Below are 19288 nucleotides of genomic sequence, written 5' to 3'. Positions count from 1 at the left end.
GGCCCGCAGCGCCGCATAGGCCGGGCCCACCGGCGTGCCGGCGGCCCACTGCGGGCCGGGGCCGCAGCCGGGGCCGTCGAGGAGGGCAAGGCTCGCTCCGGGGACGGCGCGGCGGCGCACGGTCCGGGACAGCGCACGGCCCCCCAGGCTCCGGACCGCCCGGAATCGCTGGACGTTGCCGGGGAGCAGGTTCTCGGTGAGGAGCGCCGACACGATGCGGTTGATGAAGTGGAAGGACAGGGCGGTGCCGACGTACGCGGGGGCGTGCTCGCGCGGGAAGGGGAGGGGCGTCAGCTCCGGGGCGCCGGGGGTGCGCGTCGCCTTGCCCCACGCCAGCACGCGCGCGTGCCCCTCGTCGGCGGGGGTCTCGCCGCGCGCGACGGTCTCCGCGAGGGCGTGGTCCCCGGTGGCGTGGAGCAGCATGGTGTGCGCGTCCACGCAGAAGGGACAGCGGTTGGCCGCCGAGACTCCGAGGGCCGCCAGTTCCTTGCCGGTCCGGCTGCCGTCGCCCGCGATGAGCGACTCGCGCATCAATGCCCAGGCGGGGGCGAGGAGTTCGGGCGCGGAGGACAGCACCACGAAGGTGGCCGCCCGCTCGATGCCGAAGTCTTCGGCGAGCTGGGCGTAGACCTCGGCGGTGCGGCCCGTCGCGGACTGGGGCGGGGGTGGGGTCGTGTGGCGGAAGGGGGTGGGCATGGTGGCCTCCGAGTGCCGGACGGATGGTTCGTGATGTCGGCAACCTTGGCGCCGGAAGGTGCCCGCGGGCGTCGTACACCCGAAGGCAATCGCCGCTACGACGACCGGTCCGGCCGGGACGCGGACTACTACGACGGGAGTAGCGGCAGAGCCGTCCGCACGACGGACGTCACGGTCGGTGCCGCGGTCTAAGGTGCGGACATGCACGGGGATCACGGGTGGCGAATCCGGCTGGCCGACGCGGCACTTGCCGCTGTGGTCGGCGCCGTCGGCATGCTCGCGGCGGCGATCGGCGAGAGCGCGAGCCCGCTCGACCACGCGCTGATCGCGGTCGGTTCGCTGGCGCTCGCCGCCCACCGCTCGGCGCCGCGCGGCGTCCTCGCGGTCACCACGGTCTGCCTGCTCGCGTATGTGTGGCACGCCGGCCCTGCCGCCACCGCCGCCCTGCCCGTGGTCGCCGCGGTCCACACCGCGGGGCGGACCGGCCACCGGGCCGTGGCGGCGGCAGCGGGAGCGGTCTTCCTCGGCGGATACCTGGCGGCGGGAGGGGCGTCCGGGGACGCGGCCCGGGAGACCGCACTGCTCGCCGGCTGGTTCCTGTGCGCCGTGGTCACGGGCGTGGCCGACAAGAACTGGCAGGCTTACCTGCGCCAGACCGAGCAGCGCGCACTGGAGGCGGAGCGCACCCGCGAGGAGGCGGCGCTGCGCCGGGCGGGCGAGGAACGTCTGCGTATCGCCCGCGAGTTGCACGACTCGCTCACGCACAGCATCTCGATCGTCAAGCTCCAGGCGGGCGTCGCCGTCCACCTCGCCCGCAAGCGGGGCGAGGAGGTGCCGCCCGCGCTGCTCGCCATCCAGGAGGCCGGCGGTGAGGCGATGCGTGAACTGCGTGCCACGCTCGACGTGTTGCGCACGGACGAGCCCACCGGCACTCCGGCCGTGCTCGTGGAGCGCGCCCGCGCGGGGGGCCTCGCCGTCGACCTGACCGTGGCCGGGCATGAGCGCCCCCTGGCGGCGACCGTGGACCGCGCCGCGTACCGCATCGTCCAGGAGGCCCTCACGAACGCCGCCCGGCACGCCGGGCCCGCCAAGGTCACGGTCCAACTGGACTACGGGGAGGGTGACTTGACGATACGGGTCGAAGACGACGGAACCGCCGACCCCTCGCGCCCGCCCGCCGAGGGCATCGGGCTCACCGGCATGCGGGAGCGCGTCACGGCGCTCGGCGGCACGCTGCACGCCGCCCCGCGTGCGGAGGGCGGTTTCTCGGTGCGGGCCCGACTGCCGCTGGAAGCGGCATGAGCGGGCCGAGCGGGTCGAGCGGGCCGAGCGGTCCCAGCGGGCCGAGCGGTCCCAGCGGCCCGAGTGGTCCCAGCGGCCCCAGCGGTCCGAGTGGTCCCGTCACCGTGGCCCTGGTCGACGACCAGGCGCTGATGCGCGCGGGGTTCCGCGCCCTCCTGGACGCCGAGGACGGCATAGAGGTCGTGGGGGAGGCCGCGGACGGCCGACAGGGCCTCGAACTGGTGCGCGCGCGAGTTCCGGACATCGCCCTCGTCGACGTCCAAATGCCGGTGATGACGGGCATCGAGACCACACGCCGCATCGCCGCCGACCCCGCACTGTCCGGCGTACGCGTCGTCATCCTCACCAACTACGGCCTGGACGAGTACGTCTTCGAAGCACTGCGCGCCGGTGCCAGCGGGTTCCTGCTCAAGGACACCGAGCCCGCCGATCTGCTCCAGGCCATCCACGTCGTGGCCGGTGGCGAGGCGCTGCTGTCCCCGTCCGTCACCCGCACACTGATCGGCGAATTCGTCGCCCGGCCACCGGACCGGGCTACGCCCCCCGGCCTGGAGAGTCTGACCCGGCGGGAGCGAGAGGTCACCGCGCTGGCCGCCCGCGGCCTCACCAACGAGGAGATCGCCGCCCACATGGTCATCAGCCCGTTCACGGCCAAGACGCACATCAGTCGCGCCATGACGAAGCTCGGTGCCCGCGACCGGGCCCAACTGGTCGTTTTCGCGTACGAGTCGGGCCTGGTGGCGGCGCGTGACCGGGCGCGCGGTCACGCGGAGTGAACCCTTCCGCCGAAGCCGCGTGCGATGATCGGCCGGTGATCGCGATACGCCGCAGGTCGGCCCAGAGATCGGCCCGGAGGCCATCCCGGTACGCCGCCCTCGCCTGCGTGCTGGCGCTGTGCGCGAGCGGCTGCGGACTCTCCGCCGAGCTGGAGCGCGAGCGTGACCCCGACCCCAAGCCCCCACCGTCGCCGATACGGACCACGCCGCACCCCGCGACCCCGACCCCTGAGGCCTCGCCGACCGTGCTGGTCCAACAGGAGGGCGAGTGCCCGCCGTCCGGTGTGCGCTTCGGCACCGGCCTGGTCGATGCCGCCATGGGACTGCGAGCCATGAGCCTCACCATGACCAACTGCGGTGACCGGCCGTACAAGGTGAACGGCTTCCCCTCCGTCCAGGTGCTCGACAAGACGGGCGCCCCCCTCACGGGAGTACGGACCGTCGAGGGCACGGACGAGGTGCCCATGGCCCCGGACGCCCCCGGACCCAAGGCGGTGACCCTCGCTCCGGGCGAGACCGCGCATGCCGGCCTGTACTGGCGGATGCACGTGGAGAAGGGCATCTATCTGCGCGTCGCGCCCCAGAAGGGACGTGACTTCGCGACCGTACGCGCCGAGGACTACCTCGACATCGGCCCCGAGAACATCCTCGGCACGACGGCGTGGGCGCCCCAGGAGGACTAGGCCCTGATCCGCCGGACAGGCCCTAAGGCACCCGGGCCGTCCACTCCGGAGAGCTGAACTTCGTCCGCGCCAACTCCTCCGCGCGCGCGAGCTCCCGCGCGGTCACCTTGCCGTCCGTGAGCCCGTACCGGCCCCGGAACGACCCGATCATCCGCTCGATGACGGCCCCGCGCGGCAGCCCCGTCTGCCGGCGCAGCGGATCCACTCGCTTGTTCGCGCTCCTGGTGCCCTTGTCGGACAGCTTCTCCTGGCCGATGCGCAGCACTTCGAGCATCTTGGCCGCGTCGATGTCGTAGGACATGGTCACGTGGTGCAGGACCGCACCGGGCCGTCCCTCCGGTCCGACCACCCGCTTCTGCGCGGCTCCCGCCACCTTGCCCGCCTCCGTGGCGATGTCGTTCAGCGGCTGGTACCACGCCTTGATCCCCATGTCGCCGAGCGCGCCGAGGACCCAGTCGTCGAGATACGCGTAGCTGTCCTGGAAGGACAGGCCCTGGACGAGTGCCTGGGGCACGGAGAGCGAGTACGTGATCGTGTTGCCGGGCTCGACGAACATCGCGCCGCCCCCGGAGATACGGCGCACGACCTCGATACCGTGGCGCCTGGCTCCCGCCGCGTCGACCTCGTTGCGCAGCGACTGGAAGCTGCCGATGATCACGGCGGGAGCGCCCCACTCCCACACCCGCAGAGTCGGCGGACGGCGGCCCGCGGCGACCTCGGCGGTCAGCACCTCGTCGAGGGCCATGTGCAGCGCGGGCGGCTGCGGGCCCTCGCGGACGAGCTGCCAGTCGTAGTCGGTCCAGTCGGTGGCGTGCGCGAGGGCGCGGCGTACGGCGATCCCGATGCCCTCCGAGGTCAGGCCGTACATGACGGTGCCCTCGGGGAGCGCGGCCTCGACGCGGGCGGCGAGGCCCGTCGCGTCGGTGGCGGCCGGGGCGCCGTTCAACGCGTCGTTCACTGCGTCCAGTGCCTCGTCCGGTTCGAGGAAGAAATCGCCCGCCACGCGCGCGCGGCGCAGGACTCCGTCCTGGACGTCCAGATCCACGACGACGAGCTTGCCGCCGGGGATCTTGTACTCACCGTGCACCGATCCGCCTCCGTTCCGTCCCCCGGGGAACAACGGGATCAACGCCGGCACGGTGCGATTGATTCCGATCACCTGGGCTGCCGAGCACATCGACGATGCTGCCCGATCACGTGGCATTCCGCGCCGGCCATGTGATCGACGGGGCTACCCTGCTGGTATGCAGTCGGGGCGGGGCGGATTCACGATACGCGGCGACGAGGACTACATACGCGAGTCGCTGGCCATTGAGGCGGGTCTGGCGAGGGCGCTCGACGACGGGCCCGAGGAGCCCTTCGAGGAGACCCTGTACGCCGACGCGGAATCGGTGCACGAGCGGGCCGAGCGGGAGAGCCTGCGCGAAGGACCGGAAGCGGCACGGCAGTTGATGATCCATGAGGTGCGGCGGTACACACGCTGGCTGCGCGCGGTGGACCTCGGTCTCGCGGGGAACGACGACACGGACGACGCCACGTTCGCGGAGGGCATGCGCGGCAATCTGGCCCAGGTCGCGCTGTCGGCCGCTCTGTACGGACTGCGGGCGGGGATGCCGCCCGAGCATCTCATCAACGAGGTCGTCGCCGCCGGGGCCCTCGAACTCGGCGAGGCGGGACAGTTCGCCACCGGGCAACTCCTCGCCCGCTGCTACGACTTGCAGCAGCGCCCCGATCTCGCGCTGTCCGTTCTCGTCCGCTCTCCCATGGGCGACTCGGCCGGCCATCATCTGCGGTCCGTGCTCGACACGGCCCGCAGGGCGTACGCGCTCGGCCACATCCGGCGCGTGGCCGAACTGCTGGACCTGACGGACTGGCGGACCGACCCCACGGGCCTGGAGCGCGAGCTGATGCGCCGACTCGTCGACGAACAGGAGCCCACCGAGGCCGAGTTGGCGGCACGGGTCGACGCCCGCGGCCGGGCCTTCGCGGCCGGTGACTGGGCCGCGCTGCGCGAGCTTGCCCTGTCCGATGTGATGTGGCTGGAGGAGGACGTGAACCTGTGGCGGGCCCTGTCGGCCATCCTGAGGATGTACGGCGCCGGCGAACAGGCCGACCTCGCCGATGAAGTCGCCCAACTCGTCGACCTGCCGGGGGACGGCTGGTGAACGCCACGCCGAAGCGGGACTCCGTCTATGACGAGTACTTCGCCGCCCAACGCGACGACGAGTTCTCGATGATCGACCTGGGACCCGGCGCGCTGACGCACGCCCATCTCGTCGAACAGGTCTTCCTGGTCCCCACCGACTACATCCGCCGGCTGGGGACCAATTCGACCATGACCTGGGAGATGATGATGGCCGCGGCCTGGGAGGCGCTGACGCCCATGGCCCGGCACGGCGTCGGCCCGGCGCTCGGGGCGCAGACCCTCGCCGCCCTGGGCGGAAATCCGCAGCGCGCGGCGGCCAATCCCCGGCGCCATGTGCGCCTGATCCTGACGGCACTCGACGGATTCCGTGGCAGGAACCTGCCGCGTCACGAGGGCCGGGGCTATGTGGAGCTGGGCCGGGCCCTGGTGGGGTTCCGCAGGATCCCGGACGCCATGACCGCGTACCAACGCGGCCGCGCGCTCCTCGAGGACGTGGGCGACGACCATGGGCTGCGCGCCGCCCACGCGCGGCTCGCCGCGCTCATGAGCCGCCTCGGGCTGTACGAGCAGGCGCTGCTGCACGCCGAGGCCGGACAGCGGGTGGGCGAGCGCCTCACCAGCGAGCCCGGCGGCCAACTACCCGTGGGCCACGCCCACTTCACCGAGTTCCTGCACGACCAGCGCGTCCGTGCCCTCACCCGCATCGGATTCGTCGACGAGGCGGAAGCCGCGCTGGGCGCCTGGCGTCGGGAAGGCGGCCACCTGGGGAACTCCTTCGATCTGCTCGCGGCCACCGCGGAGTTGAGGATCCGTCAGGAACGCATCACGGAAGGGCTCGACGCCTACATGCGGGCGATCGACGCCAGGTTCGCCCATCTCGACACCGTCACCCTGCCCGGCCGTACCCACTACCTGGAGAACAGCGTCACGCTCTTCGGCAGGGCCGTCGGCTCGGCCCTGCACATCGGCCGTCCGGATCTGGCCGTCGGCGTCCTCGCCGCGATGGCCACCCGCCGGCCCGTGCGCCCGGACGACGCACCCCCACCCGTCGCGGCCGACGCGCTGCGCAACATCGACGCACAGGTGTCGGAGCTGGCGCGCAGGGCCACCGGCGCCGCGGTGGCCAGGGACCACGCCAAGCTGTTCGACCACAACGACCGGGCGCGCGCCCTGCTGGAGACCCGGGACACCCTTCTCCACGAGACGGGACGGAGCGAGCGCCCAGGCCGCACCACCGTCGAGGAACTGGCCTTCACCATCCCCCGAGCCGTGGGACCCGGCGAACTCGCCCTGGCCTACGGCCGGGACGACCTCGGCAAGGTCATCGTCTTCGCCGTCCACGACGGCACGGTGCGCCACCTGCCGCTGGACCTGTCCGCCGACGAGGCGGCGGAACTGACCGCTCTCGCGCACGACGAATGCGTACGGCGGACCGGGACGGACAGCGTGCACCGGCTCGGCGAGGCCGTCCTGGAGCCGGTGGCCGACCTGCTGGAGACGGCATCCCGCGTGTATGTCACCGCCCACGGAGTCCTGGAGGACTTCCCGTTCCACGCCGCTCCCTTCCGGGGCAGGCCCCTGGTCGTGAGCGCCGAAGTCCGCGCCCTGCCCTCCCTGGCACCGCTCGGCTCGAACGGCGGACGGCGCGGGCCGCTCGCCGGCGGCTCCTCGAAGGCCGTCGTCGCCGCGGTCCGGCAGCCCCGCTACGAGCTGCTTCCCGAACTCCCGGCGCTGCGCGCGGAGGCCGCGGCCGTCCGTGCGGCGTTCCCCCACACGACCGGGCTGTACGACGACCAGGCCACCGCGGGCGCGACGCTCGGCGCGCTCGGCACGGCGGACGTCCTGCACATCGCCGGCCACGCGGCCTTCGAACCCGCGCAGCCGAACATGGCCCGCATCCTGCTCGCCGACCGGCCCCTGTTCGCCTTCGAGATCGCCTGCGCGCCCAGGGCCCCGCGCCTGGTCAACCTCAGCGGCTGCCGCACGGGCGCCGAGCGGCGCAGTCTCGGCGGCGAGGGAGAAGGGCTCGCCGCGGCCTTCCTGGCGGCCGGCACGGAGACAGTCGTCGCCCCGCTGTGGCCCGTGCGCGATGACGCGGCACTCGCGTTCAACGAAGCCCTGTACGGCGAACTCGCCGCCCCGGGCGTCGGATTGGCCCAGGCGACGCGACGCGCACAGCTCGCGGTGATGGCGGACCCGCGGTTCGCGCATCCGGGGCTGTGGGGCGCCTTCACGGTGCTGGGAAGTCTGTGACGTACGGCGGACCTCTCAGGAACCGGACGTCTTGAGGGGACTTCTTGAGGAACTTGAGGAAAGGAGACATCGATGGGCGATGACACCGAGCCCGTGAAGCCGATCAAGCCCGTGGAACCCAGGCGCCCCGAAGATGACGACATCGTCACACGGGACAACCACATGCCCGTGCCCGGCAACAGCGGCGCCTACGGGGACGACGGCCTGCCCGGGTACCCGCTGACCGTCCTGCTCTTCGCGTGCGCCGAACACGCGGAGGAACTGGTCGTCGACTACTACGATCCGCTGTCCCCGCCGCGCTGCAGCAGAGGTGACCTGATGGTCCGGAAGGTGCGGTGAACACTCTCCTCGAAGTCGGCCTCGGCAGCGCCGAACGCATCCTGGGCTCCCGGTTCCTGATCGCCGTCCTGCTCCCGGTCCTCGTCGCCGCCGGCGGCTCGGGGCTCGCAGCGCTCGCGGCGACGGACCACACGCCGGGCGACGCGCTGCGAGCCTGGCAGCAGTACAGCGCCTCCGGGCAGCTCATGGCGGCCCTGTGGATCCTGCTGGGCCTGATCGCGGCGGCGTACGTCCTCGCGCTCTTCCACCTGCCCCTGTTGCGTCTCCTGGAGGGCTACTGGCCGCAGACGGCGCTGCTGCGCGGCCTGGCGCGCCGCCGTACCGAGCGGCAGCGGAGCAAGGCCCGCGCGGGCTGGGACCGGGTCAGGGAGCTGCACGACGCGGGGGAGCGGACCGGCGGCTCGACGCTGGCAGCACAGCTGCTGACGGCTTATCCACCACCGCCCCGGCTGGAGCAGGGCTGTCTGCCCACGGCGCTCGGCAACCGGCTGCGCGCCGCCGAGTACTACCCCCTGGAGCGCTACGGCATCGACGCGGTGGTCGTCTGGGCCCGGCTGCGCCCGCTGCTCCCGCCGGAGGCGACCGACCGCGTCACGGCCGCCCGGACCGCGCTCGACAGCGCGATCAGCCTGCTGGGCCTGTCCGCCGCCTTCGGCACGGTCTGGCCGGTGGTGCTGCTGCGTGGCGGGCACGCCACGCTCGCGGCGCTCACCCTGCTGGCCTGGCCGGTGGCCTGGGCCGCCCACCGGGCATCACTCCAGGCAGCGACCGCCTACGGCCAGGAGGTACGGGTCGTCTTCGACCTGCACCGGCACGCACTGCTGCGCCACCTCGAACTCGCCGTGCCGGACGATCCCGCCGCCGAGCGCATCCTGTGGGACGACCTGGCGCAGTTCTATCTGCGCAACGTCCCGTTCTCGGGGTCCGCCCGCACCCCACCGGCGCCCCGGGTGCCATAGTCGGTACCGAGGTTGATCGCTCCTGGTTGATCGCCCTTGATCGCTCCGTACGGCGAGGTACCACGAGGTACAGGCGAGGTGGCACGCGGCATGTTCACGACCCGACCCACGCTCCAGGGCACCTTCGGAATGGTGTCCTCCACACACTGGCTCGCCTCGCAGTCGGCGATGGCAGTGCTGGAGGACGGCGGCAACGCGTACGACGCCGCCGTCGCCGCGGGCTTCGTGCTGCACGTCGTCGAGCCGCACCTCAACGGCCCGGCGGGCGAGGTGCCGATCATCCTCGCCCCGGCGGGCAGCCAGGTACGGGTGCTCTGCGGGCAGGGCGTCGCACCGGCCGGGGCGACGGTCGCCCACTACAGGGGACTCGGTCTGGATCTCGTACCCGGCACCGGGCCGCTCGCCGCCGCCGTGCCCGGCGCCTTCGACGCGTGGATGCTGCTCCTGCGGGACCACGGCACGAAGTCCCTGGCGGACGTCCTGAAGTACGCCATCGGATACGCGGAGGACGGGCACGCGCCCGTGGAGCGCGTCGGCGAGACCGTCGAGACCGTACGGGCGCTCTTCGAGACCGAGTGGACCTCCTCGGCCGACGTGTATCTGCCGGGCGGACGGTCCCCGCGGCCGGGCGAGCTGCTGCGGAACCCCGCGCTCGCCGCGACCTGGCAGCGGCTGATCCGCGAGGCCTCCCTGGCGGGCGGCGACCGCGTCGCGCAGATCGAGGCCGCGCGGCGGATCTGGCGCACGGGCTTCATCGCCGAGGCACTGGTGCGTCAGGCACGGCGGCCGACCATGGACACCAGTGGCGAACGCCACGCGGGCACCCTGACGGCAGCCGACCTGGCCTCCTGGTCCGCGTCCTACGAGGCTCCCGCGACCTACGACTGGCAGGGCTGGACGCTGTGCAAGGCGGGCCCCTGGAGCCAGGGCCCGGTCCTCCTCCAGCAGCTGGCCCTGCTGCCGCCGGAACTGCCGCGGTACGGCTCCGCCGAGTACGTCCACCTGCTCGTCGAGGGCTGCAAACTCGCGATGGCCGACCGGGAGGCGTGGTACGGGGACGCGGCCGACGTACCCCTGGGGGATCTGCTCTCGGAGGAGTACAACGCCGAGCGGCGAGCCCTCGTCGGAGAGAAGGCCTCCTACGAGCTGCGGCCCGGGAGCCCCGGGGGACGTACTCCGCGGCTCAGCGGGCACGCGCGCGTGGTGGCCGCCGGGGAGGCGAGGTTCGATCCGCTCGGGGTGGCGGGGGCGGGGGAGCCGACTGTGGCGGGGGCGGGGGAGCCGACCGTGTCCAAAAGTCCGTTGTCCCCGGTGCCCGGTGAGCCGGACGTCTCGGCGGACGGCGGCACGCGGGGGGACACCTGCCACCTCGACATCGTCGACCGCTGGGGCAACATGGTCGCGGCCACGCCCAGCGGCGGCTGGCTGCAGTCCAACCCGGTCGTGCCGGAGCTGGGTTTCCCGCTCGGCACCCGGCTCCAGATGGCCTGGCTGGAGGAGGGGCTGCCCAATTCCCTCACGCCCGGACGCCGCCCTCGCACCACGCTCACGCCCTCGCTCGCCCTGCGGAACGGGGTGCCGGTCATGGCGTTCGGCACGCCCGGCGGCGATCAGCAGGACCAGTGGCAACTGCACTTCTTCCTGGCCGTCGCCCTGCGCGCCGAGGTACGGGGCGGACTCGATCTCCAGGGCGCGATCGACGCCCCGAACTGGCACAACGACAGCTTCCCCGGCTCCTTCTACCCGCGCGGCATGCGCCCCGGCAACGTCACCGTCGAGTCCCGGACGGACCCGGCCGTCGTCGAGGAGCTGCGCCGCCGGGGCCATGACGTCCTGGTCGGCGGAGCCTGGTCCGAGGGGCGGCTGTGCGCGGTCGCGCGGGACCCGGAGACGGGGGTGCTGTCGGCGGCGGCGAATCCCCGGGGCATGCAGGGATACGCGGTGGGACGCTGAGCCTGCCCGGGTAGGGATTGTCGGTGGCCCGTGTTGTCATGGAGACATGATCGAAGAGTTTCTCGCCCGCAGGGCGTCCGATGTCGAGGGAGTGATCCGCGAGGCGGCCGCCGCGGAGATCATGCCGCGTTATCGGCAGCTCGCGGCGCACGAGGTCGACGAGAAGACCGGCCCGCACGACCTCGTGACGGACGCCGACCGCAAGGCCGAGGCATACCTCACGACCGCCCTGATCGCCCTGCTTCCGGGCTCGGTCGTGGTCGGCGAGGAGGCGGTGCACGCCAACCCGGCGTCGTACGAGGCGATTCGGGGCGAGGCGCCGGTGTGGATCGTCGACCCGGTCGACGGGACACGGCAGTTCGTGCACGGCACTTCGCGCTTCTGCACGCTGGTCGCGCTCGCGCTGGGCGGCGAGGTGTTCGCCTCCTGGACGTACGCTCCGGCGCTCGACCTGTTCGCCACGGCGGTACGCGGCGGGGGCGCCCATCTCGAAGGACTGCGGCTGCGCTCCGGTTCACCCGACCCCGACCGCCCCCTCGAAGTGGCCACGTCCCACCCGGACTTCACGACCGACGACCAGAAGCGCGCGCTGCTCGGTCTGCGCGTGGAGGGCGTGCGGACGCGCCCCTGCGGCTCGGCCGGACTGGAGTATCTCGCCGTCGCACGCGGTGAGTTGGACGCCACGGGCTTTTCCTGGGAAGCCGCTTGGGACCACGCCGCGGGCCTGCTCCTGGTCGAGGAGGCGGGCGGCGCCCATCTGACCCGCACGAACGAACCGTTCCGGATAACCGGCAAGAACGCGCTGCCGTTCACCGCGGCCCGCGACGCCGCCACGGCCCGCCGGGTCGCGGGGTTGCTGGCGCGCGGGGCCTGACACCCGCGCTGCGGAGCCTGGCACCCGCGCTGCGGGGTCGTCGGTGGCGCGGCATATCCTGATCCCGAGTGGCCATCGGCTGACAAAGGAGTCCGAAGGTGCCGTCGATGCTCGATGCGGTCGTGGTGGGTGCGGGGCCGAACGGACTGACCGCTGCCGTGGAGCTGGCCCGCCGGGGCTTCAGTGTGGCCGTCTTCGAGGCGCGCGGCACCGTCGGCGGAGGTGCCCGCACGGAAGAGCTGACGCTGCCGGGGTTCCGGCACGACCCCTGTTCCGCCGCGCACGCGCTCGGCGTCAACTCGCCCGCGTTCAACGCGATGCCGCTGGGGCGATACGGCCTGGAGTGGCTGCACCCCGACCTGCCCATGGCGCACCCCTTCCCGGACGGCTCGGCGGCCGTACTGGCGCGGTCCGTGGCCGAGACCGCGGCGTCCCTCGGACCGCGTGACGCCGGGACGTACCGCAGACTGGTCGAGCCGTTCCTCCACAGGTGGGACACGCTCGCCCGGGACTTCATGTCCCTGCCGCTCACCGCGCTGCCCCGCGACCCGGTCACCCTCGCCCGCTTCGGCCTCGTCGGCCTGCCGCCCTCGACGTGGCTGACCCGCAGATTCCATGACGAGCGCGCCAAGGCGCTGTTCGCCGGGCTGGTCGCGCACGTCATCGCCCCGCTGGGCGGCTTCGCCACCAGCGCCGTCGGCCTCGTCTTCACGCTGGCCGCGCACGCCCGCGGCTGGCCCGTCGCACGCGGCGGCTCCCAGTCGATCTCCGACGCGCTCACCGCGTATCTCAAGGACCTCGGCGGCGCCGTCCACACCGACTACGAGGTCAAGCGCCTCGACGACCTGCCGCCCGCGCGCGCGTACGTCTTCGACACTTCGCCCGCCGCGCTCAGCCGGATCGCCGGCCTCGGGCGGTACTACGAGGGGTACCGGTACGGAGCGAGCGTCTTCAAGATCGACTACGCGCTGGACGGGCCTGTGCCCTGGACGGCGAAGGAGGCGCGCCGCGCCGGGACCGTGCAGGTAGGGGCGAGCAGCGCGGAGATCAGTGCCGCGCTGCGGGCGGCGTCGCGGGAAGGCCGGGCGCCTGACGTACCGTTCCTGATCACCGTGCAGCCCAGCGTCGTCGACCCGTCCCGGGCGCCGGACGGGAAGCAGGTCTTCTGGGCCTACGGCCATGTGCCGAACAGCTGGACCGGAGACCTCACCGACGCGATCGAGCGGCAGCTGGAGCGGTTCGCGCCGGGATTCCGGGACCGTGTCCTGGCCCGCGCGACGGCGGGCCCGCCCGAGATCGCCGCCCACAACGCCAACTATGTCGGCGGTGACATCGCCTGCGGCGCGGCCTCCGGACTGCAGCTGATGCTGCGGCCCAAGCTGTCCCTCTTCCCGTACAGCACCCCCCATCCGGCCGTGTTCATCTGCTCCTCGGCCACCCCGCCGGGGCCAGGTGTGCACGGCATGTCGGGGCACAACGCGGCCAAGGCCGTATGGCGAAGGCTGAGGCAGTCATGACCGCCATCGAACTCGTCCAGGGCGACATCACCCGGCAGAGCGTCGACGCCATCGTCAACGCCGCGAACTCCTCGCTGCTCGGCGGCGGCGGTGTCGACGGTGCCATCCACCGGCGCGGCGGCCCCGCCATCCTCGACGACTGCCGCAAACTCCGCGCCTCGGACTACGGCAAGGGCCTGCCCACTGGGCAGGCGGTCGCCACGACCGCGGGAGAACTGGACGCCCAGTGGGTGATCCACACCGTCGGTCCGCGTTTCAGCCACCAGGAGGACCGCTCGGAGCTGCTGGCCTCCTGCTACCGGGAGTCGCTGCGGGTCGCGGACGAACTCGGCGCTCGTACGGTGGCGTTTCCCGCCGTCTCCGCCGGGATCTACGGGTGGCCGATGGAGGACGCCGCCCGTATCGCGGTGGAGACGGTGCGTGCCGCGCAGAGCGCGGTCGAGGAGGTCAGGTTCGTCCTGTTCGACGAGCGGGCGTACGAGGCGTTCGCCGCGCAACTCCGCTGACGGCGCCACGTGAGGTCGGCTGAGGGAGCGGCAGGTGAACCGGCGGGCGAGGGGTCCCCGGTGGGCAAGGGGTCTCCGGTGGACGGGCCGGTCGCCTCGGCACCGTGCCGGGTCGTCGTGTGCCGGGACTGCTGCTGCGGCAGTCCCAAAGTGCCCGGCGTGGATCACGCGGAGCAGACGGCACGTCTCGGCGAGGCCGTGGCCGTACGCGTCTCCACCTGCCTGGACGTGTGCGATCAAGCCAATGTGATCGTCGTGCAGCCCTCCGCGGCCGGGCGCGCTGCCGGTGCCCGGCCGGTCTGGCTCGGCCTGGTCAACGACCCCGACGCGACCGAGGACATCGTTGCCTGGGTGCGGGCGGGCGGCCCCGGCATCGCTCCCCGGCCCGCGATCCTCGACCTGTATGCCTGCACCCCGCCACGGCGGCGCGCCACGTCCCGGGTCGCGTCGGGTCAGCGCGGCTCGCCGGGATAGGTGCCGAAGTACCACCGGTTGCCCTCGGGGTCGCGGGCGGCGAAGTCGCGGGAGCCGTAGTCGGTGACGTGCAGGTCGGTGATGATCTCGGCACCGGCGGCCTTGGCGCGGGCGTGGACGGCGTCCGGGTCGGCGGTGACGACGTAGGCGCTGAAGGCGCCGGGCGGCGTCGGGCCGGTGCCGTTCTCCTGGCCCTCGCGTACGGAGCCGAGCATGATGCCGCCGCCTTCGGGCCGGCTGAGCTGGGCGTGCTCGACCATGTCGCCGTCGCCGTAGACCACGGTCTCCTCGAAGCCGAAGGCGTCGACGAGGAAGCGGATCAGTGCGCGGGCGTCGTGGGCCCGCAGGGTGGGCCAGACCTGCGGGGCGGGCGGTTGCTTGGCGGTGTCGGGCGTACTGGTCATGGGGCTGGCCTCCGGTCTCTCGGGAGTCGGCGGGGATCAGTCGGTTGACACCACCAGGGTCACGCCGGCGGATGGTGACCGGATTGGATGTTTCGGAACTCCTGCGCCAGCCAGGCACTCGGCGTGCAGGAGGCCAGGGCGTTGAACTCGCGGTCGAGGTGGGACTGGTCCGCGTAGCCGTGGTCGGCGGCCAGGCCCGCGAGGTCGGGGAGGCCGGTGAGGGTCCCCCCGATCGAGCGGAGTCGGGAGTGGGGGAGGGTGGCCAGGCGGCGGCGTGCCAGGTCGAAGCGGATGACCCGGGCGGCCGCCTTGGGGGTGAGTCCGATCTCCTCGCGGAAGCGGTTGCGCAGGTGCCGCTCGCTGAAGCCGATGTCGGCGGCGAGTTTGCCGACGCGCAGGCGGCCGCCGGCGGACAGCAGTCGCTGCCAGGCGTGCGCGATCGGGACGGCGGAGGTCGCCCTCAGGCCCTCGTGATCGGACATGCGGCGCAGCAGCCAGTTGTCGACGACGCGGAAGCGGGCGGCCCAGTCGGTGGCGTCGTGCAGCCTGTCGTGGACCTCGCGTACTCCCGCGCCCAGGACGTCGTCGGCGTGGACGTCGATCCCGGTCAGTTCCCCCGCGGGCAGTCCCAGCAGGATGCGTGCGCCCAGCGGGCTGATCGCGACCTGGATGCCGGACTGCCGTCCGGGGATGTCGATGAGTGCGGGCGTGAGGTGCAGGCCGCCCAGCAGGGTGGGGTAGTCGCCGGGGGCGGCACCAGGGTCGGGGTGGGCGGCCATGCTCAGGGGTTCGTCGAGCGTGAGGATCAGCGTCAGCCACGGCGAGGGCAGCCCGCGGTGCTGGGCGTGCGGGACGCCGCGCTGGCGGTAGCCGGAGTACCAGCCGACCAGCCCTCGCAGCGGCGGCGCCGGAGCCGCCCGCACCGCCTCGTCCACGAACGCGCCACTCATGCGGTCATTGTCCTGCGCCCGCCCGCGCGGCGCAGCAGACGGGTTGCGAGCGAGGGCCGTCGGTGCCCACCACTTCAGCCGGGCGGGAGTGCGCCCAGGAACCGTATGTGGGGGCGGTCGTCGGGGCCTTCGCGGGTGACGGCAGCCCGTACGCCGTAGACGTCGCCGATGAGGCTGGCGGTGAGGACGTCACGCGGGCTGCCGCAGGCCACCACCCTGCCCTGTTTGAGGACGACCAGTTGGTCGCTGTACATCGCGGCCAGATTGAGGTCGTGCAGCGCGATGACGCTGGTGAGGCGGAGTTCGGTGATCAGGGCCAGCAGGGCCAGTTGGTGCTGGATGTCCAGGTGGTTGGTGGGTTCGTCCAGCAGCAGTTCCCGTGGCTCCTGGGCGAGGGCACGGGCGATCTGGACCCGCTGGCGTTCGCCGCCGGAGAGGGTGTGCCAGGGCCGGTGGGCCTTGTCGGTCAGACCGGTGCGGGCCAGGGCGGTGCGGACGGCTTCCTCGTCGACCGCGGAGGTGGGTGTCCAGGCGCGGCGGTGCGGGATCCGGCCGAGACGTACGACGTCGTGGACGGTCAACGCGACCTGGGTGTCGACCTGTTGCTCTACGACGGCGATGCGCCGCGCGACCGCCCTGCGGCCCACCTGATCCAAGGGGCGGCCATCCAGGGTGATGACACCTGAGGCCGGGGCGAGCACGCCGGCGAGGAGACGCAGCAGCGTGGATTTGCCCGAGCCGTTGGGGCCGAGCAGACCGGTGACCGTGCCCGGGCGGGGTGTGAGGCTCACCCCGTCCAGGATCAACGTGCCGTCGGCGGTGCGGGTGACTCGCTCGGCGCGCAGCCCCGTGGTCTCGTCGAGGTCGGTCATCGCGTGCCCCTGGTGCGGTACAGGACGGCGACGAACGCCGGTACGCCGATCAGCGAGGTCACCACGCCCACCGGTACCTCCTGCGGGTCCAGCACCGTACGGGCGAGCGTGTCGACCCACACCAGGAACACCGCCCCGGCCAGGGCGGTGGCCGGCAGCAGCCGCGTATGCCCGGATCCGGTCAACGCGCGGGCGGCGTGCGGCAGCACCAGGCCGACGAAACCGATCGCCCCGGCCGAGCTGACCAGGGCGGCCGTCAGCAGGGCGGTCGCGCACAGCAGTTGCAGCCGGGTGCGGGCCACGTACACGCCCAGCGAGGCGGCGGCGTCCTGCCCGAAAGCGAACGCGTCGAGCGCGCGGGCGTGTCCGGCGCAGACCAGCAGCGTCACCGCCAGCACGGCCGTGCACACCCTCGCATCGGTCCAGTCGGCTCCGCTGAGCGAGCCGAGGAGCCAGAACAGCACCCCCCGAGTGGTCTCCGCGTCGGCTGCGGTCATCACGACGAAGGAGGTGAGCGCGGAGAACAGTTGCATGGCGGCGACGCCGGCGAGCACCACCCGGTCCGTGGTGCCGCCGAGGGTGTGGCTGAGCAGCAGCACCAGCGCGAAGGAGACCACGGCGCCGAGGAACGCGCCCCCGGAGACCGACAGGACACCGCCGCCCGCGCCGAGTACGACGACCACCACCGCCCCGGTCGAGGCTCCGGAGGAGACGCCCAGCACGAACGGGTCGGCGAGCGGGTTGCGCAGCAGCGACTGCATCACGGCGCCGCACACGGCGAGGCCCGCGCCGCAGACGGCCGCCAACAGGGTCCGCGGGAGACGCAGGTTCCATACGATGCCGTCCCGGATGGGCGTCAACTCCCTGTGTCCCCACCCCAGATGGGCCGCCACCGCGGACCACACGTCACCGACGCCGATGTCCGCCGGGCCGATGGTGATCGCCACGGCGACCGAGGCGCAGAGCACGGCAAGACCGGCCGCCCAGGCCAGGACCTGCCACACTCCGCGCACCGTGGCCGGTGCGACGGTCAGCGGGGCGGTGCTCATTCCGCGCTCATTCCGCGAGCTCGTGGGTGCGCAGCGCCGCCGCCACCTTCTCGATGCCCTCGACGGTCCGGATCGTCGGGTTCATGGCCTGTCCGGACAGCAGCACGTACCGTTTCTCCTTCACCGCGGTCATGTTCCGAGTGACGGGATCGGACTCCAGGAACTCGATCTTCTTGGCTGCGGTCTCGGCGGTCTGCTGCTTTCGGGTCAGGTCACCGATGACGAGGACGTCGGGGTCGCGGTCGGCAATGGTCTCCCAGTTGACCTGGGGCCATTCCTCGTGGGAGTCGTCGAAGACGTTCCTCGCACCGATCCGGCGGGTGACGATGCCGGGGGCGCCGCAGCAGCCCGCCAGGTACGGGGACTGGGAGTTGGCGAACCAGTACAGGAGAGTGACATCGTCGGCGTCGAGGCCGGAAGTGGCCTTCTTCACCCGGGCCTTCAGAGCGGCCACGAGCTGCTCGCCGCGAGCCTCGACGCCGAAGATCCTGGCCAGGTCGCGCACTTCACCGTAGACGGCGTCCATGGTCAGTGGCCGAGTACGCGCGCCGTCGCCGTCGCCGCTGTTGTCCTTGGCGACGCAGTCGGAGGGGGAGAGATAGGTGGGCACGCCGAGCTTGTCGAACTGCTCGCGCGGGGCCACGCCGCCCTTGCCGAGGGTGGAGGCGAAGGAGGCGGCGACGAAGTCGGGTTCGGTGTCCAGCACCTTCTCGAAGGAGGGCGCGTCCTCGGCCAGCCGCTTCACCTTGGCGTTGGCCTTCTCGAGTCCCTTCGCCACCGGGTCGGTCCAGGTGGCCGTGCCCGCCATGCGGTCGGCCAGCCCGAGGGAGAGCATGATCTCGGTCGTGCCTTGATTGAGGGAGACGGCCCGCCGCGGAGGACCGTCGATGCGGACCTTGCGCCCGCAGTTCTCCAACGTGATCGGATAACCGGCGGACTTGCTCTTCGCGGGGCTCCTGTCCGACGAGCCGGAGGAGCCGGAGGAGCCGCCGCAGCCGGTCAGCAGCAGGGCACCGGCCAGGAACAAGGCGGTATGACGGACGGGGCGTGCGAGCGGCACGGAAGCTTCCTTCGGCGTCGAGGGCTCATGCGCGAAGCCCGGTCGTACGATGTTCCCCCGGCCGTTTTCTCGGTGCCCGAGGCTGCCAGTAGGTCTTCGGACTTGGGGTCACCCGGACGAAGCGCCTTCCCGGACCGCGATCGCCGTCCAGTGGCCGTTTGCCTCGCCCGTCGCCCTCACCGCTGCGCGTCAGCTCCGGATTCACACCGGATTCCCTGATCCGTGCACGTACGGGTACGCACACGAGTACGACTGGCTCCGGCAAGCTACCACAGGCCCCTCACACCCCCGGGTCGTCAGTCCTCAGGAACACACCAGGAACAAACAAAGTCCGACAGGATCATTGCTCCGAATGTGTTCGGGTTCTAGGGTTTCTCTGGCTCACCAGGTGTCTTAGTCATCAGCAGTCGCGTTCTGGCCCTGACACCAACTTCCGTATGTCCGCAGCTTCGACAGGATCTGACGCTCCCTCAGT

The 19288-nt window shown here is 72.4% G+C and carries 20 protein-coding genes and 1 riboswitch; of the genes, 13 read left to right on the top strand and 7 right to left on the bottom strand.

Annotated features, from left to right (window positions below):
• On the bottom strand, positions 1 to 696 hold a 696-nt coding region (locus FE633_RS17895), incomplete at its 3' end, for a carboxymuconolactone decarboxylase family protein (protein WP_138046166.1).
• A 33-nt stretch (positions 697 to 729) separates the two neighbouring features.
• Between FE633_RS17895 and FE633_RS47310 the strand changes: the two genes are divergently transcribed.
• From FE633_RS47310 to FE633_RS17875, 4 genes are read left to right on the top strand one after another with little or no spacing between them, the layout of a single operon-like run.
• Positions 730 to 888 carry a hypothetical protein gene (locus tag FE633_RS47310; protein WP_171060008.1) on the top strand — a complete coding sequence of 53 codons (159 nt, stop codon included), beginning with the start codon at positions 730 to 732 and terminating at the stop codon, positions 886 to 888.
• Positions 889 to 897: 9 nt separating this feature from the next.
• On the top strand, positions 898 to 1998 hold the full coding sequence (locus FE633_RS17890) for a sensor histidine kinase (protein ID WP_138046165.1): 1101 nt from the start codon (positions 898 to 900) through the stop codon (positions 1996 to 1998).
• Positions 1995 to 2774 (top strand): response regulator, encoded by a 780-nt coding sequence (locus FE633_RS17880; RefSeq protein ID WP_171060007.1) that lies wholly within the window; start codon positions 1995 to 1997, stop codon positions 2772 to 2774. Before FE633_RS17890 ends, FE633_RS17880 begins: the two co-directional genes overlap by 4 nt.
• A 35-nt stretch (positions 2775 to 2809) precedes the next feature.
• Positions 2810 to 3457, top strand: coding sequence for a DUF4232 domain-containing protein (locus FE633_RS17875; protein WP_171060006.1), 648 nt, complete (start codon positions 2810 to 2812; stop codon positions 3455 to 3457).
• A gap of 22 nt (positions 3458 to 3479) precedes the next feature.
• Here the strand turns inward: FE633_RS17875 and lplAB are convergent, their stop codons facing one another.
• Positions 3480 to 4544 carry a lipoate-protein ligase LplAB gene (gene lplAB, locus FE633_RS17870; RefSeq protein WP_171060005.1) on the bottom strand — a complete coding sequence of 355 codons (1065 nt, stop codon included), beginning with the start codon at positions 4542 to 4544 and terminating at the stop codon, positions 3480 to 3482.
• Positions 4545 to 4701: 157 nt separating this feature from the next.
• Here lplAB and FE633_RS17865 point away from each other — a divergent pair, with 157 nt between their 5' ends.
• The 9 genes from FE633_RS17865 (at position 4702) to FE633_RS17825 (ending at position 14478) form a co-directional block, all read left to right on the top strand.
• Positions 4702 to 5622 carry a hypothetical protein gene (locus FE633_RS17865; protein ID WP_138046161.1) on the top strand — a complete coding sequence of 307 codons (921 nt, stop codon included), beginning with the start codon at positions 4702 to 4704 and terminating at the stop codon, positions 5620 to 5622.
• Positions 5619 to 7856, top strand: coding sequence for a CHAT domain-containing protein (locus tag FE633_RS17860; protein WP_138046160.1), 2238 nt, complete (start codon positions 5619 to 5621; stop codon positions 7854 to 7856). Before FE633_RS17865 ends, FE633_RS17860 begins: the two co-directional genes overlap by 4 nt.
• 72 nt (positions 7857 to 7928) lie before the next feature.
• A complete protein-coding gene (locus FE633_RS17855) occupies positions 7929 to 8195 on the top strand; it encodes a hypothetical protein (protein WP_138046159.1) in 267 nt (88 codons plus the stop codon).
• Complete coding sequence (locus FE633_RS17850; protein ID WP_138046158.1) at positions 8192 to 9154, top strand: hypothetical protein; 963 nt, start codon at positions 8192 to 8194, stop codon at positions 9152 to 9154. The genes FE633_RS17855 and FE633_RS17850 overlap by 4 nt, the downstream gene beginning before the upstream one ends.
• A gap of 90 nt (positions 9155 to 9244) precedes the next feature.
• On the top strand, positions 9245 to 11107 hold the full coding sequence (locus tag FE633_RS17845; protein ID WP_138046157.1) for a gamma-glutamyltransferase family protein: 1863 nt from the start codon (positions 9245 to 9247) through the stop codon (positions 11105 to 11107).
• A gap of 46 nt (positions 11108 to 11153) precedes the next feature.
• Positions 11154 to 11981, top strand: coding sequence for an inositol monophosphatase family protein (locus FE633_RS17840; RefSeq protein ID WP_138046156.1), 828 nt, complete (start codon positions 11154 to 11156; stop codon positions 11979 to 11981).
• A gap of 107 nt (positions 11982 to 12088) precedes the next feature.
• Positions 12089 to 13498, top strand: coding sequence for a phytoene desaturase family protein (locus FE633_RS17835; protein WP_138046155.1), 1410 nt, complete (start codon positions 12089 to 12091; stop codon positions 13496 to 13498).
• On the top strand, positions 13495 to 14004 hold the full coding sequence (locus tag FE633_RS17830; RefSeq protein ID WP_138046154.1) for an O-acetyl-ADP-ribose deacetylase: 510 nt from the start codon (positions 13495 to 13497) through the stop codon (positions 14002 to 14004). Before FE633_RS17835 ends, FE633_RS17830 begins: the two co-directional genes overlap by 4 nt.
• Positions 14005 to 14064: 60 nt before the next feature.
• Positions 14065 to 14478 (top strand): (2Fe-2S) ferredoxin domain-containing protein, encoded by a 414-nt coding sequence (locus tag FE633_RS17825; RefSeq protein ID WP_171060004.1) that lies wholly within the window; start codon positions 14065 to 14067, stop codon positions 14476 to 14478.
• On the opposite strand, the gene FE633_RS17820 is transcribed toward FE633_RS17825, so the two are convergent.
• The 5 genes from FE633_RS17820 to FE633_RS17800 form a co-directional block, all read right to left on the bottom strand.
• Positions 14457 to 14882, bottom strand: a complete 426-nt coding sequence (locus FE633_RS17820; protein WP_138046152.1) for a VOC family protein — start codon at positions 14880 to 14882, stop codon at positions 14457 to 14459. The two genes, FE633_RS17825 and FE633_RS17820, sit on opposite strands and share 22 nt — an antisense overlap.
• Before the next feature lie 59 nt (positions 14883 to 14941).
• Complete coding sequence (locus FE633_RS17815) at positions 14942 to 15832, bottom strand: AraC family transcriptional regulator (protein ID WP_138046151.1); 891 nt, start codon at positions 15830 to 15832, stop codon at positions 14942 to 14944.
• A 74-nt stretch (positions 15833 to 15906) separates the two neighbouring features.
• A complete protein-coding gene (locus tag FE633_RS17810) occupies positions 15907 to 16704 on the bottom strand; it encodes an ABC transporter ATP-binding protein (protein ID WP_138046150.1) in 798 nt (265 codons plus the stop codon).
• On the bottom strand, positions 16701 to 17753 hold the full coding sequence (locus FE633_RS17805) for a FecCD family ABC transporter permease (RefSeq protein WP_138046149.1): 1053 nt from the start codon (positions 17751 to 17753) through the stop codon (positions 16701 to 16703). The genes FE633_RS17810 and FE633_RS17805 overlap by 4 nt, the downstream gene beginning before the upstream one ends.
• Before the next feature lie 7 nt (positions 17754 to 17760).
• Complete coding sequence (locus tag FE633_RS17800) at positions 17761 to 18813, bottom strand: ABC transporter substrate-binding protein (protein WP_138046148.1); 1053 nt, start codon at positions 18811 to 18813, stop codon at positions 17761 to 17763.
• A 70-nt stretch (positions 18814 to 18883) separates the two neighbouring features.
• A riboswitch (cobalamin riboswitch) is annotated at positions 18884 to 19085 on the bottom strand.
• Between the last annotated feature and the right edge of the window lie 203 nt (positions 19086 to 19288).

It is taken from the genome of Streptomyces montanus (genome assembly GCF_005786655.1).
GTDB lineage: Bacteria > Actinomycetota > Actinomycetes > Streptomycetales > Streptomycetaceae > Streptomyces > Streptomyces sporangiiformans.
Note: the sequence above shows the minus strand (reverse complement) of the source record. Positions and strands in the feature narration are given on the sequence as shown.